Origin of the sequence: Luminiphilus syltensis NOR5-1B, assembly GCF_000158175.1 — a bacterium.
Taxonomy (GTDB): Bacteria; Pseudomonadota; Gammaproteobacteria; order Pseudomonadales; family Halieaceae; genus Luminiphilus; species Luminiphilus syltensis.
The window spans coordinates 466,326-480,843 of the sequence record NZ_DS999411.1 but is presented as its reverse complement, the minus strand read 5'-3'; the positions used below and the strand labels follow the sequence as shown (position 1 = coordinate 480,843).

At 59.8% G+C, this 14,518-nt stretch carries 12 protein-coding genes; 4 read left to right on the top strand and 8 right to left on the bottom strand.

Annotation, left to right across the window (positions count from 1 at the left end; translation table 11 throughout):
* Nucleotides 1–55 precede the first annotated feature (55 nt).
* The 5 genes from lnt to miaB are packed head-to-tail and all read right to left on the bottom strand — an operon-like array spanning nucleotide 56 to nucleotide 5,370.
* Nucleotides 56–1,567 (bottom strand): apolipoprotein N-acyltransferase, encoded by a 1,512-nt coding sequence (gene lnt / locus NOR51B_RS02130; protein ID WP_230198384.1) that lies wholly within the window; start codon nucleotides 1,565–1,567, stop codon nucleotides 56–58.
* Nucleotides 1,568–2,416, bottom strand: coding sequence for an HlyC/CorC family transporter (locus tag NOR51B_RS02125; RefSeq protein WP_009021302.1), 849 nt, complete (start codon nucleotides 2,414–2,416; stop codon nucleotides 1,568–1,570). It abuts the gene before it with no gap.
* Nucleotides 2,413–2,901, bottom strand: a complete 489-nt coding sequence (ybeY, locus tag NOR51B_RS02120) for an rRNA maturation RNase YbeY (RefSeq protein WP_009021604.1) — start codon at nucleotides 2,899–2,901, stop codon at nucleotides 2,413–2,415. The genes NOR51B_RS02125 and ybeY overlap by 4 nt, the downstream gene beginning before the upstream one ends.
* Nucleotides 2,898–3,959, bottom strand: coding sequence for a PhoH family protein (locus NOR51B_RS02115; RefSeq protein ID WP_009021408.1), 1,062 nt, complete (start codon nucleotides 3,957–3,959; stop codon nucleotides 2,898–2,900). The genes ybeY and NOR51B_RS02115 overlap by 4 nt, the downstream gene beginning before the upstream one ends.
* A gap of 46 nt (nucleotides 3,960–4,005) precedes the next feature.
* A complete protein-coding gene (gene miaB / locus NOR51B_RS02110; RefSeq protein ID WP_009019704.1) occupies nucleotides 4,006–5,370 on the bottom strand; it encodes a tRNA (N6-isopentenyl adenosine(37)-C2)-methylthiotransferase MiaB in 1,365 nt (454 codons plus the stop codon).
* A 168-nt stretch (nucleotides 5,371–5,538) separates the two neighbouring features.
* On the opposite strand from miaB, the gene NOR51B_RS02105 reads away from it, so the two are divergent.
* Entirely contained in the window at nucleotides 5,539–5,877 is a 339-nt protein-coding gene (locus NOR51B_RS02105; RefSeq protein WP_009018935.1) for a DUF1820 family protein, read from the top strand.
* Between the two features lie 104 nt (nucleotides 5,878–5,981).
* Nucleotides 5,982–8,411, top strand: a complete 2,430-nt coding sequence (lon, locus tag NOR51B_RS02100) for an endopeptidase La (RefSeq protein ID WP_009021362.1) — start codon at nucleotides 5,982–5,984, stop codon at nucleotides 8,409–8,411.
* Between the two features lie 10 nt (nucleotides 8,412–8,421).
* On the opposite strand, the gene cmoB is transcribed toward lon, so the two are convergent.
* On the bottom strand, nucleotides 8,422–9,411 hold the full coding sequence (gene cmoB, locus NOR51B_RS02095; RefSeq protein WP_009019167.1) for a tRNA 5-methoxyuridine(34)/uridine 5-oxyacetic acid(34) synthase CmoB: 990 nt from the start codon (nucleotides 9,409–9,411) through the stop codon (nucleotides 8,422–8,424).
* On the bottom strand, nucleotides 9,408–10,136 hold the full coding sequence (gene cmoA / locus NOR51B_RS02090) for a carboxy-S-adenosyl-L-methionine synthase CmoA (protein WP_009021342.1): 729 nt from the start codon (nucleotides 10,134–10,136) through the stop codon (nucleotides 9,408–9,410). The genes cmoB and cmoA overlap by 4 nt, the downstream gene beginning before the upstream one ends.
* Nucleotides 10,137–10,277: 141 nt before the next feature.
* Between cmoA and NOR51B_RS02085 the strand changes: the two genes are divergently transcribed.
* The gene (locus tag NOR51B_RS02085) at nucleotides 10,278–11,465 is read left to right on the top strand and encodes an amino acid aminotransferase (protein WP_009020266.1); all 1,188 of its coding nucleotides are present in this window, start codon (nucleotides 10,278–10,280) and stop codon (nucleotides 11,463–11,465) included.
* A gap of 4 nt (nucleotides 11,466–11,469) precedes the next feature.
* Here the strand turns inward: NOR51B_RS02085 and NOR51B_RS02080 are convergent, their stop codons facing one another.
* On the bottom strand, nucleotides 11,470–13,371 hold the full coding sequence (locus tag NOR51B_RS02080; protein WP_009020410.1) for an ATP-binding cassette domain-containing protein: 1,902 nt from the start codon (nucleotides 13,369–13,371) through the stop codon (nucleotides 11,470–11,472).
* 114 nt (nucleotides 13,372–13,485) lie between these two features.
* Here NOR51B_RS02080 and NOR51B_RS02075 point away from each other — a divergent pair, with 114 nt between their 5' ends.
* Nucleotides 13,486–14,508, top strand: coding sequence for a COX15/CtaA family protein (locus tag NOR51B_RS02075; protein WP_009019002.1), 1,023 nt, complete (start codon nucleotides 13,486–13,488; stop codon nucleotides 14,506–14,508).
* Nucleotides 14,509–14,518 lie beyond the last annotated feature (10 nt).

Genomic DNA, 14,518 nt, shown 5'->3' with positions numbered 1-14,518 from the left:
GGGTGCGTCGCAGTGCTGTCCCGGAGTTTTAAGGATTGGCTAAGTTACTGGAAGTTTACCAGTATCGACGGGTATCGCGGCGTTTTCGTTGGCTGCACAGTGCAACAAAAATGCCACTCACCATCAAAACGGGTAGGCTGCCAAAGCGCATGAACGGTGTACTCCCCGTTCGCGGCTGCACGGTGCCACTCACCACGGCTTCGATGAACTGGCCGCTTTGGGTACGACTTTGTCCGCGTGAGTCGACAATAGCCGATACACCGTTATTGGTGCCGCGCAGCAGGGGACGCTGGGTTTCCAACGCACGGAATCGCGCCATTTGCAAATGCTGCCAGGGGCCGATAGACGCCCCGAACCAGCTGTCATTGGATACCGTGATCAGCAGATGTGAACCGATTGCACTTTTCGCCACAAAATCGGGGTAGACCACCTCGTAGCAGATAAAAGGTGCGATGGTCAGAGCGGCGACCTGCAGCGGTTTTTGCTGCGCGTCACCGGATGTGAAGTTGGACATGGGAAGATCGAAAAATTCGATAAGCCCCCTTAACCAATGCTCCAGTGGCACGTACTCGCCAAAGGGCACCAGCTTTTGTTTGTGATAGATACCGCTTCCCGTTCCCAGCGCCACAATACTGTTGTGGAATCCACGCTCCCCGCGACTCGCAATACCGGCGACGAGGGCGCTATTCGCCCGTGCGGCTTCTTCAGCGGAGTGGTCGAGAAACAGCTGTCCGCGACGGTTAATGGCGGGCACCGCGGCCTCCGGCCAAAGCACCAGGTCTGAATCCGCGTAGAGCGAAGCCGTGGTGTTTTCAAACCGCTCAAGCATGGACGGCAGAAAGCGTGGATCCCATTTTTTCTCCTGGGGGATATTGGGCTGCACAATCGATACCTGAAGTGGCTCCCCGGTGGCTTTTGTCCAGCTGACGTTGCCCAGCGCGGCGCCTCCAATAAAGCCAATGGCAGCCAGCAATAACCACAGCGAGACCAGTGGCCGCCAACCGCGCGCGCGCGCCAGAATCACTCCCATGCTGCCGAGCATCACCAACACCAGCGACAGGCCAAAGACACCGGATATCGGAGCCCAGTGGGCGAGGGGGGAGTCGATGCCACCATAACCGGCATAGAGCCAGGGGAAGCCCGTGAGCAGCCAGCTTCTGGACCATTCGAACAGTACCCAGAGGCCGGGGAATGCCAATAACGGTGCCAGAAAATGGTGCTGGAAAAAGCGTCGGTAAAGCCATGCCTGCAGGGCAAACAGCAGCGCGAGGCCGACACAGAAAATGAGGGTGAGCGCGATGGCGAGGGGGACGGCAGCGTGTCCGTGTACGTGGATACTGACGTAGACCCAGGAGGCACCGGCGCCGAAGAAGCCAAAGCCGTAGAGCCAGCCGATCAAACCGGCGCTGTCCGTACGTTGGCGGTGGAGCAGCAGGCATAAAAGCCCTGCGCTGACCGGGATTAACGGCCACAGATTCCAGGGTTCCAGACCCAAAGTGAACACTGCGCCGGCCAGCGGGGGCATCGACCAGCGAAGCGGGTTTACCTTTGCCGGGCGCTTAGCCAATCAGTCGTCTTCGACGGCGAGTGGTGTCACTCGCAGGCTAATCAGTTTGCGCTGGTCCGCATTGACCACACGAAATTCAAAGCCGTGGAATACCGCCGTTTCATTGCGTCCAGGCACATGGCCGAGGGCGTTCATCACCAGGCCGCCGATGGTGTCGAATTCATCATCGCTGAGATCGGTTTCAAAGAAGTCGTTGAAATCGTCGATCGGCGTTTGCGCGCGCACAAAAAAGTCATCGTCGGTGACACGGCGGATATTGCGGTCTTCCTCGGCGTCGGTCTCGTCTTCAATCTCACCAACAATCTCCTCGAGGACATCCTCGATGGTGATGAGTCCGGCTACGCCACCGTATTCGTCGATCACAATCGCCATATGGTTGCGGTTCTGCCGGAATTCCCTGAGCAGCACGTTGAGTCGCTTACTCTCTGGCACGATGACGGCGGGCCGCATCACCGCGCTGATGGAGAAGGGCTGGTCCCGGTCGAGTAGCAGGGAGAGTAGATCTTTGGCCAGCAGAATGCCGAGCACGTCGTCATTATTCTCACCGACGACGGGGAAGCGCGAGTGGCCGGCGTGGATAATCTGGGGCAGCGCTTCCTGAACCTCCGCATCGGTCTTGATCGACACCATCTGTGCCCGGGGCACCATGATGTCCCGGACCTGCATGTCGCTCACCGACAGGGCCCCTTCCATGATGCTGCGAGCATCCTGATCGATGACCTCGTTCTCGGTGGCGAGTATGAGTACGCCCTCGAGATCCGACTTCGACTGCGGCGTGCCGGAAATAAAATGGGTCAGCTTATCGAGCCAGGATCTGTCGTCAGTATCGGTATTCTGTGCGTCGTTCACGATGTCAGGATCTCTGATTCCGTTGGCGAATGGTAGGGGTTGCCGAAGCCAAGCTCGGCGAGGGCGCTGACTTCGAGCGCTTCCATGATTTCGGCCTCGTCATCCCTGATGTGGTCAAAACCCAGTAGATGCAAGGTGCCATGGACAGTCAGGTGCGCCCAATGGGATTCGAGCGAGCACTCCTGCTCGCGGGCCTCAGCGATGACAACCGGTGCGCAGATGACAATATCACCGAGCAGGCCGCTTTCGACTTCGGGGGGCACCGAGGCTGGGAATGACAGCACGTTGGTGGGTCGATTGCGGTCCCGGTACTGCTGATTGAATGCAGTGATCTCGCGCTCTCCGGCAATACGGACGCTGACCTCGGGAGTGAAACATCCCGCGTGCTGACCGCTGACCAGTGCCGCATTGACCCAGCGACTGAAGCTGTCGTCATCGGGGGCTTCGAGGCCCTCGTCTCGATCGATGTGCACAACGGCGATCACTGGGCTTTCTTGTCCAGATGCGTGGTTCGCGCTTCGTGGCTGTCGTAGGCGGAGACCACACGCTGTACCAGCGGATGCCGGACGACGTCCTTGTTGGCGAACCAGGTAAAGGCGATGCCCTCCACGTCTTCGAGCACCTGCGACGCGTGAATCAGGCCGCTGGCCTGACCCCGAGGCAGGTCGATCTGGGTCGCATCACCGGTAATGACGGCGGTGGAGCCAAACCCGATTCGTGTGAGAAACATCTTCATTTGTTCCCGGGTCGTGTTTTGCGCCTCATCGAGAATAATGTAGGCATTGTTCAGGGTTCGACCCCGCATAAAGGCCAGCGGCGCGACTTCAATGATATTGCGCTCGATGTATTTGCTCACCGTATCAAACCCCAGCATTTCGTACAGGGCGTCATAAAGGGGTCTGAGATAGGGGTCGACCTTCTGGCTGAGATCGCCCGGGAGAAACCCCAGTCGTTCCCCGGCTTCCACGGCCGGCCGGACCAGCAGGATGCGTTTGACCTGTTCTTCCATGAGCGACTGCACCGCGCAGGCCACGGCGAGATAGGTCTTGCCGGTACCGGCGGGGCCGATACCAAAATTGATGTCGTGACGCATGATGGCGCGGACATAGTCCTGCTGGTTGCGACCCCGGGGTTTGATCACGGCTTTCTTGGTACGAATAACCGAAAGCCCAGTGCTTTCGCCACCGGCGCCGTGGGTCTCATCGACACGACGCTCGAGATCCGCCTGTTGGCACTGGAGATGAATCGACTCGGGGCTGAGTCTGGCGCCGCCGCGAACGTCCTCGTAAAGGCCTTCAATCAGTGCTCGGGCGGCGCGCTGTTCGGCATCGCTTCCGGCAATTGAAAACTGATTGCTGCGATTGTGTATGCGCACACCGAGGCGCGACTCGATCTGTTTCAGGTGCGCGTTAAGCTGTCCACACAACAGGGCGAGGTGCTGCGGATCGTTTGGCTCCAGTGTGAAGCTGACGGGTTCGTGGCGAGTCGCATCGGACGTATCCGGCGACGGCTGCTGATGGGGTTCCAACGCTTGTTTGGTCACTCTTATTGCCAGTGGAAGATCGAAGATACCGGGGAAATACGGCCAGTCAACCGTGACTTTTCGTCGAGGTGTCGGCGGGCAGCACGCCGCGCAGGGAGTTGGTGTAGGCATCGACGATATCCACGTCGACAAATTCACCAATCAAAGCGGTATCCGTGCAGCAGAAATTGACGACGCGATTGTTCTCGGTTCGCCCGGAAAGCTGGCCCGGATCGCGCTTTGCGATGCCGGTTACGAGCACGCGCTGACGCGATCCCACCATGGCATCGCTGATGGCGCGCGCCTGTTGTGCAATGCGCCCCTGCAGTATTTGTAGTCGCTGCTTCTTGGTCGCTTCCGGCGTGTTATCGGGAAGGTCTGAAGCGGGGGTGCCAGGACGGGCACTGTAAATAAAGCTGAACGAGTTATCGAAGCCGATGTCATCGATCAGTTTCATTGTTTCCGCAAATTCGGCATCGGTTTCCCCCGGAAAGCCGATAATGAAATCCGAGGACATCGAAATATTGGGACGTATACGGCGCAGTGCGCGGATCTTCGACTTGTATTCCAGTGCGGTATGGCCGCGCTTCATGGCCATAAGAATACGATCGGAACCGCTCTGCACGGGCAGGTGAAGATGGTCTACCAGTGCCGGAATATCGGCATAGCAATCGATAATGGCATCGCTGAACTCCACCGGGTGCGAGGTGGTATATCGGATCCGTTCAATGCCATCGACCAGGTCGACGAGGCGCAACAGATCGGCAAAGTCGACCACTTCTCCCAGGTGATTCAGGCCGCGGTAGGCATTCACGTTCTGCCCCAGGAGGTTCACTTCCTTGACGCCGCGCTCGGCGAGGTGGGCAATCTCCGCAATCACGTCATCCACCGGTCGGGAGACTTCTTCCCCCCGGGTGTAGGGCACCACGCAGAATGTGCAGTACTTGCTGCAACCTTCCATGATTGAGACAAAAGCGGTAGGGCCGTCCACCTTGGGCTCCGGAAGGCGATCGAATTTTTCGATTTCCGGGAACGACACGTCGACCACCATCGGTTCCCCATCGCGGCGTGATTCGATCATCTCTGGGAGACGATGTAGCGTCTGCGGACCAAAGATAAGATCGACATAGGGCGCGCGCTTGCCAATTTCCGCACCTTCCTGGCTCGCAACGCAGCCACCGACACCGATAATCAGGTCGGGGTTCTTCTGCTTCAGATGCTTCCAGCGGCCGAGTTGATGGAACACCTTCTCCTGGGCTTTTTCCCGGATCGAGCAGGTGTTGAGCAGCAACACGTCGGCCTGCTCGGCGTCGAGGGTGACTTCCAGCCCGTGGCTCTCGCCCAACAGGTCCTGCATACGCGCGGAGTCGTACTCGTTCATCTGACAGCCATGGGTCTGGACAAAGAGTTTTTTGGGCGTTGTATTACTCACGACGGACGCGGTTGCCTGCCTCTGTGAAATGGGGGCGCGAAGTATAGACCCTGTGCCCGCATTTCACGACCCTTTTGCTGGCAATTTTGCCGGGTAGTGATACCATTCCGGCCCTTTTTCAAACGTTCCGTCAATTTTTACTGTGAACGCATACCCTTCGAGGCAGTCATGGCCATCCAGCCGGTTTACAAGGTGATCTTTCAGAACGGCAATCAGGTGTTTGAAGTTTTCGCGCGCCAGATTTACCAAAGTGACATGTGGGGCTTCATCGAGATCGAGGAACTGGTGTTCGGTGAGCGCTCCCAGATCCTGGTCGATCCCGGCGAAGAAAAGCTCAAAACCGAATTTTCGGGCGTTACCCGCAGCTATATTCCCCTGCAGTCGGTCATCCGCATCGATGAAGTCGAAAAGGAAGGCGCGGCCAAAATAAGCGATGCCAGCCAGAACAATAAAGTGGCGAAATTCCCCATGGGGCCCGTGGGTACCCAGTCGCCCTCCGAAGACTGACTTCGCCGCGCTTCCCGGTGCCGCTGGCTTGAATCGCCGGCGAAGCGTCCCCATCTTCTCCTTAACGCGCCGAAAAGCGCGGTCTGCCCCGAGGAGATTTTGGTTTGAGCACCGACGACAACGCTGATCACAGCCTCATTACACTGGATTCCCCCGACGGAAATCAGGGCCCGCCGGCTGTCGCCGACGATGTACTGCCCGACACGCTGGTGATTCTGCCGCTGCCCGGAAGGCCATTTTTCCCGGGACAGGTGCAGCCCATCGGCCTCGACCCGGAGCAGTGGCGAACCACCCTTGAGGCGATCAACAAGCAGGGATCGGCGCTGTTGGGCCTCGCTTTTGTGGGGGACCGGGATCCGGCCGAGGTGGCAGCGGGCGAAATCCCCGAGATGGGGTGCGTGGTACGGCTGCATCGACCACCCATCAAAGGCGAATCACCCGGTCAGTTCCTGGCTCAGGGCCTGCGCCGCTTTTCACGGGTGCGCTGGCTCCAGCGCGACAAACCGATGATCGCGCAGGTGGAGTATCCGCGCGCGAAGGACGACCCCGATAGCGACGAGGTCAAAGCCTACTCGATGGCGATCATCGCCTCGATCAAGGAGTTGCTGCCCTTAAACCCGCTCTACAGCGAAGAGCTGAAGCAGTACCTGGGTAATTTCAACCCGAACCAGCCCAGCTTGCTGGCGGATTTCGCGGCGGCGATGACCAGTGCCAAGGGCGACAAGCTGCAGGACATTCTTGAAACCCTGCCCCTGGCGGCGCGAATGGCCAAGGTGCTTGAGCTTCTCAAGCGCGAAAAAGAGGTGGCCGAGCTGCAGGGGCAAATTACCCATCAGGTTAATGAAAAGGTATCGGACAACCAGCGCGAGTTTTTCCTGCGCGAACAAATGAAGGTCATCCAGAAGGAGCTGGGCATCTCCAAGGACGATCGCACCTCCGACGCCGAGCGTTTTGAGGATCGCCTGCAGAAACTGGATCCACCCAAGCGGGTGCTGGCCCGGGTTGACGATGAGTTGGCCAAGCTCAAGGTGTTGGAATCGGGCTCGCCGGAGTACGCGGTCACCCGCAATTATCTCGACTGGGTGACATCGGTACCCTGGGGAGTGTACTCCGAGGATAACCTCGAGCTCGCCCACGCGCGACAGACCCTCGATGCCCATCACGACGGGCTTGAGGACGTCAAAAAACGGATTGTCGAGTTTCTCGCTGTGGGTAATTTCAAAGGGCAGATCGACGGATCGATTCTGCTGCTGGTCGGTCCCCCGGGTGTGGGTAAAACCAGCATCGGCCGCTCGATCGCCGATGCGCTCGGTCGCAAGTTCTACCGCTTCAGCCTGGGTGGAATGCGCGATGAGGCCGAAATCAAAGGCCACCGACGGACCTATATAGGCGCAATGCCCGGTAAGCTGGTGCAGGCCCTGAAGGAGGTCGAGGTAGCCAATCCGGTGATCATGCTCGATGAAATCGACAAGATTGGCGCGTCCTATCAGGGTGATCCCGCATCCGCGCTGTTGGAAGTCCTCGATCCCGAGCAGAACTCGGACTTCCTCGATCACTACCTGGATCTGCGGCTGGATCTGTCGAAAGTGCTTTTTGTCTGCACGGCGAATCAGCTGGACACCATTCCCGGGCCACTGCTGGATCGCATGGAGACCATTCGCCTGGCCGGATATATCGCCGAGGAGAAGCTGGCGATTGCCAAGCACCACCTCTGGCCCAAGCTGCTTGAGCGCCACGGTGTTGAGGACGATCAGGTCAAACTTAACGATGCGGCGCTCAAGCTGGTGATCGAGTCCTATTGTCGCGAGGCGGGCGTGCGCAGTCTGGAGAAGCAGCTGGCCAAGCTGATCCGTAAATCGATTGTCCGCATCGTCGATGGGGAGAGCGAAAAAGTGCGCCTGGGCAAAAAAGAGGTGGGTGAAATGCTGGGACAGCCCCGGTTCCGCACCGAGAAGCCCAGCCGGGGTCGCGGTGTCGTGACCGGGCTCGCCTGGACGGCGGCCGGCGGTGCGACGCTGGCCATCGAGTCGTCAAAGATCCACACGCTGAACCGCGGTTTCAAACTCACCGGGCAGTTGGGTGACGTGATGAAAGAAAGTGCCGAAATCGCCTATAGCTATGTGGTGGCCAATCTTCGCGAATTCGGCGGCGATGCCGATTTCTTTGACATGTCGATGGTGCATCTGCACGTTCCCGAGGGCGCGACACCCAAAGACGGCCCGAGTGCGGGCATTACCATGGCGACCGCGCTGGTCTCCTTGGCGCGACGCGCGCGTATCCGGCGGTCACTGGCGATGACGGGTGAGCTGACCCTGACGGGGCGGGTGCTCACGGTGGGCGGTATCCGGGAAAAAGTGATTGCCGCCCGACGCAGCAAGATTCCTGAATTGCTGCTGCCCCACGACAACAAGGGCGATTACGAGGAGTTACCCGATTACCTCAAGGAGGGGCTGACGGTGCATTTTGTACGTACGTTCCGCGAGGTGGTCGACATCGTCTTTGATACCGGGCGCGATTCGACACAGCTGCATTAAGCACTGCGAATTAGGGAGCCATAGCGCTGAGCGTGGCGCGCAGGGGCGCCGGGTAGCCCTCGATAGTACGGGTAGGGTCGTTCGGATCGAGAAAATCCGCCAGTGACTGAAAGGTCATCCACGAGGTGCTGCGCTGCTCGTCGGTGCGGGTGGGCGTGACATCAATCGTCTCGATAGCGGTAAACCCAAGCTTCTCCAGCCAGACCGCGAGCAGCGCCACGCTGGGTAAAAACCAGACATTACCCATGCGCGCGTAACGACCGGTGGGTGTCAGCACGGTATTGGCATCCCCCGCTACTACCAGTGTTTCGAGGATGAGCTGGCCGCCGCCGCGCAGGGCATCCCTGAGTTCCATGAGATGCTCCAGTGGCGAGCGGCGATGGTAGAGAATACCCATCGAGAACACGGTATCAAAAGCGCGCAGCGGTCGGGGCAATTGCTCCATTCGGCAGGGCAACACATAAATGGCCGGTTGCTGTAGGTAACGCTGAATAGCCTTGAACTGCAGGATAAACAGCGGGGTAGGGTCGATGCCGATCACCTCGCTGGCGCCTTCGCCGAGCATACGCCAGCAGTGATAACCGCTGCCACAGCCCACATCCAGCACCCGACGACCTGCCAGCGGTGCGACACCGGGTAATACCCGATCCCATTTCCAGTCCGAGCGCCATTCGGTGTCGATGGTGATACCGAATACATCGAAAGGACCCTTGCGCCAGGGGTGAAGACCACGGAGTGCTGTTTCGAGTTGAAGCGCCTGTTCGGGGTCGACGGGCCCCGATACCCCAACCGCACTGCGATTCAGGTGCGTTGCGGCTACGTCGAGATCCGGCAGCTGACTGAGCGCTTCGCGCCAGCGGGGCAGGTCACCAAAGCGCTCCTCAGAGAGCCCCTGCGCCAGCTGCTCGGGCAATACAGCAAGCCAATCGGACAGGGGTGAGTCGACCCAACGCTGGGTAAGGGCTTGCAGGTCGGTATCGAGCTCGGGGGGGAGGGTCATGCGATGGCGATCAGAGAGGCAAAATTGAAACACTGGAACCAGACATCGCTGTGACTGAAACCGGCGTGCGCCAGTCGCTCCCGGTGGATTTCGCGACTCTCGGGTATGAGCACGTTCTCCAGCGCCTGCCGTTTTTGCGCGACCTCCAGATCGCTGTAACCCTGGGCCCGCTTGAAGTCATGGTAGTGGTCTATCATCAGATCGTTCATGGCGGGTTCGGTAAGCTCGATCTTCTCGGACAGTATCAATGCATCCCCCGGGTTCATGGCCTCGCGGATACGTCTTAACAGTGCGGTCCGAGCGTCGAGGGGTACAAACTGGAGGGTGTAGTTCATGATTACCACGCTCGCGTTGTCGATCGGTACGTCACAAATGTCACCTTCGATCAGCGTGGTGGGAAGCGCGAGACCGGCCGCATCGAGCGCGGCTCGGCAGCGGGTGATCATGGCACTGGAATTATCGACACCCACCAGTTCGCAGGGCAGGGGTGCCACGTGTTTGCCGGCAGCCATCAGCGAGGCGCCCAGCGAGCAGCCGAGGTCGTAAATCCGTGTGTGGGGCCGCGCGTGGCGGGCGGCGAGAATGCCGGTCATGGCTATGACGGTGCTATAGCCCGGAACCGAGCGGCGAATCATATCGGGGAACACCCCGGCGACATCGTCATTGAAGGTGAACAGCCCCGGGTCACCGAGGGTATCAAACAACGTGTCGCGGCTGTCGGTCATGACCTTTCCTTTAGTGCCGGCGTTGTTGCACTGGCATTGTTGCACTGGCTTTAGAGACGGCTAGCATAGCAATTCCCGCGTGCAGCGGTCCGTGACTCACGTATACTTATCGCTGAATTTCCCATTACGAGAGACCGCACCATGTTTGAAGAGCTGCCCGTCCTGCCACCGGACTCGATTCTCGGACTCGCCGCCGAATGCCGGGCGGACCCCAACCCGGAAAAAGTCGACCTGACCATCGGTATTTACATGGATGAATCCGGTAACTGCCCGGTATTTAAGGCGGTGAGCAACGCCCAGCGTCAGTTGATCGAGCAGGAGACCACCAAAGCTTACCTGCCACCGCAGGGTTACCAGCCGTTTCTGGATGGCATGATGTCGCTCGTGGTCGGATCGGAGCAGTTATCGGCGCGCAGTGGGCAAGTGTCTGCGGTGCAAACGCCGGGTGGCTGCGGTGCGATTCGAATCGGCGCCGAAGTGCTGCAGTCTGCCGCGCCCGGTGCGCGGGTTTGGGTGAGTGACCCCACGTGGCCGGTGCATTTGCCGTTGTTGAATAGCGTCGGCTTGCACATCGAGACTTACGCCTATTACGACCCCGCCACCAAGGGTGTGAATTTTGATGCCATGGTCGAGGGTCTCAAGGCTGCGGTCGCGGGCGATATCGTGCTGTTACACGGCTGCTGCCACAACCCCAGCGGCGCCGACTTAACACCCCAGCAGTGGCAGGTGATTGCCGATATGGCAGCGAAACAGGGTTTCACCCCCATGATCGATATCGCCTATCAGGGTCTCGGTGATGGCCTCGAGGCCGATGCTGTCGGCGTGCGCACGCTGATCGCCAGTGTTCCCGAAGTGGTGATCGCGGCGTCCTGCTCCAAGAATTTGGGCCTGTATCGCGAGCGAACCGGGGTCGCCCTATTCGTAAGTGGTGACGCGCGCAGCGCTGAGGCCACCGCCAGCCAGGCCAAGTCCGCCGCGCGACGGGTGTACTCGATGCCCCCGGCCCACGGTGGCATTATCGCGGGTATGGTGTTGAACGATGCCGCCCTGCGTAGCGAGTGGGAGGCGGAACTCAGCAGCATGTGCCAGCGTATTCAGGGACTGCGCACCACTTTCCGGGAGCAGCTTGAAGCGGCAACCGGGCGCGACTTTGCCTTTATCGCCAAAGAAAAAGGCATGTTCTCGTTTCTGGGCTTGACCAGGGAGCAGGCACAACAGGTACGCAAGGAGCACAGCCTCTACATGCTCGACTCATCGCGCATTAACGTGGCCAGCCTCAATGCCGGCAATATCGAACGGGTGGTCGCTGCCGTCGCTGCTGTGAGCTGATGGCTCAGCCGGCCTCGCTATCGAGCTCGGTCCAGCGTTCCAGCGTTTCATCGAGTAGCTCGTTGACGCTATTCAATTCGGCGAGGGTGGCTTTGACGGCGTCCTGGGGTTGCTGATAGAACGCCGGGTCCGAGGTCTTGCTCTCCAGATCCGCCTGCTGCGCTTCAAGCTGCTCGATTTTATCGGGCAGGGCGTCGAGCTCACGCTGTTCCTTGTAACTCAGCTTGCGCGCTTTCGGTGAGGCGGCAAGTTTCGCCGGACTGCTGCTGGGCTTGACCTGCACCCGTGCGACGGGCTCGTCTGAGGGTGTCAACGCGTCGACCAAGCGTCCGCCGCGGGCTTCCCAATCGCTGAAGCCCCCGGCTTGCTCCTCGACCCGGCCATCGCCGTTCATGACCAGCAGGCTGGTCACCACACTGTCCATAAAGTCCCGGTCGTGGCTGACCAGTAATACCGTCCCCTTGAATGCCATGAGGATTTCTTCGAGCAATTCGAGGGTTTCGATGTCGAGGTCGTTGGTGGGTTCGTCGAGTACCAATAGGTTGGCGGGTCGGGTAAACAGCTTGGCAAGAATGGCGCGATTGCGCTCGCCCCCCGAGAGCGCCTTTACAGGGGTGCGTACCCGTTGCGGACTGAACAGAAAATCGCCGAGGTAGCTGATGGCGTGGCGACGCTTGCCATCGACCTCGATAAATTCCTGTCCGCCGCAGATGTTATCAATCAGATTGGCTTCCGGGTCGAGGTGACCGCGCAGCTGGTCAGAATAGGCCACCTCGAGCTTGGTGCCGATTTTGACCACACCGCCGTCGGGGGCGAGCTCCCCCAGCAGCAGCTTGACCAGCGTTGTTTTACCCACGCCGTTGCGGCCGACAATACCGATGCGGTCACCGCGCTGGATAATCGTTGAAAAGCCATCGACGATGCGTTCCCCGTCGTAGCTGAAACTGATGTCCTCAACCTCGGCGACGAGCTTGCCCGACTGACCGGCATCCTGCACCGAGAAGTCGGCGCTGCCGACGCGCTCGCGACGCTCTGCCCGCTGTTCACGCATGGCCTCCAGTGCGCGCACGCGCCCCTCGTTCCGGGTTCTTCGCGCCTTGATACCCTGGCGAATCCACACCTCTTCCTCGGCCAGTTTTTTGTCGAAAAGCGCGTTGGCGCGCTCTTCGGCTTCGAGCTGCTGTTCACGAAAGCGCAGAAACCCCTGGTAGTCCCCTTCCCAAACCGACAGGTGCCCGCGCTCGAGCTCCGCGATACTGGTCACCACGTTTTGCAGAAAGCGTCGGTCGTGGGTAATCAGTACCAGTGCGCCGCGGAACTGGACCAGCTGCGCCTCCAGCCACTCGATGGTGGGAATATCGAGATGGTTGGTGGGTTCATCCAGCAGCAGGATATCGGGTTCGCTGACCAATGCCCGACCGAGCGAGACCCGCCGGCGCCATCCGCCCGACAGCGCGCTGAGCGGGGTATCGCCGGGGAGCTCCAGTTGGCTGATGACGGTTTCTACGCGCTGCTGCAACGCCCAGCCATCCGCGGCTTCGAGTTGGGACTGCACCCGGGCCATCTCGTCGAGGTCGGCTTCCGGGTCAAGGATTAACTGGTGGTAGCGGGTGATCAGCTCCCCCGTACCGGCGAGCCCACCGGCGATGACATCGTAGACCGTGGCATCAACCGCGCTGGGCAGCTCCTGATCGAGCCGTGCCAGCTTTACCCCCGGGTCAATCCATCGGCTGCCGTCATCGGGCTGGATATCTCCGGCCAGTAACCGGAATAGGGTGGTTTTACCCGCGCCATTTCGTCCCAGCAGGCCCAGCCGGGTGCCTTTACTCAGATTGAGATCGACGTGGTCGAGGATGACGTGGGTGCCAAAATGCAGCTCAACCTGTTCGAGGCGCAACAGTGCCATGGTGATTCCTTGGTGTGGGGACGCAAGTTTACTCAAACCCCGGGGTTTTTGCCCCGCTCCGGGGTTTTAGCCCCGAATTGGTTAAAATCCACGTCGATTGAGAGGAGAGACTCCATGTTACAGACTGCCGACACTAACGACCGCTGGGTGGCCCGCTGGCTCATCCTCTGCGCTGCCGTTATTTTCGGTATGATTTTACTCGGTGGGGTCACCCGCCTGACCGACTCGGGGCTGTCGATGGTGGACTGGCAGCCGATCATGGGCATCGTCCCGCCCTTGAATGCCGCCGATTGGCAGGCCGCTTTCGACGCCTACAAGCAGTACCCGGAATACCAGAAGATCAATCGCGAGATGACCCTCGAAGGGTTTAAGCCCATCTTTATGTACGAGTACCTGCATCGGGTGCTGGGGCGTCTTATCGGTCTCTTGTTTTTCCTGCCACTGGTTTTTTTCGCGTTTCGCGGCATGGTGCGCCCCGGATTATTACCCCGCTTGCTGCTGCTGCTCTTCCTCGGCGGCTGCCAGGGACTTCTCGGCTGGTACATGGTGCAGAGCGGGCTGGTCGACCGTCCCGATGTCTCCCAGTACCGACTCACCGCACACCTGGGGCTCGCGGTGCTTATTTATGCCTACATGATCTGGCTGATTCTCGGTCTGGTGTCGCCGCACCGGATGGCCATGAGCCAGCCACCCCGATGGCCGCTGGCGCTGGTAGCGCTGGTTTACCTCATGATTCTCTCGGGGGGCTTTGTGGCCGGTACCGATGCCGGGTATTCCTACCCCACCTGGCCGTTGATGGGGCAGCATTTTTTCCCGCCCACGCTCTATGCCGAGGGCATGGTTTCGGCGTTTGAGCAGGTGACCACCATTCACTTCAACCACCGGATGCTGGCCTATGTCGTTGCCGCTGTGCTGTTGGCCGTCGGTGTTATGAGCTGGCGGGGCGCCGCCGATGGTCGACTCCGCCTGGCGGTGGTAGTGATGCTGCTCGCGGTGACTGGCCAGGTGGTGCTGGGCATTTCAACCGTGCTGTCGCAGGTCCATGTACCCATAGCGGCGGCGCATCAAAGCGGCGCCATACTGCTGCTCACGACGGTGCTGTTTTTCGCCTATACGGCGCGGACCCGATCCGTTTAGGCCCCGGCGC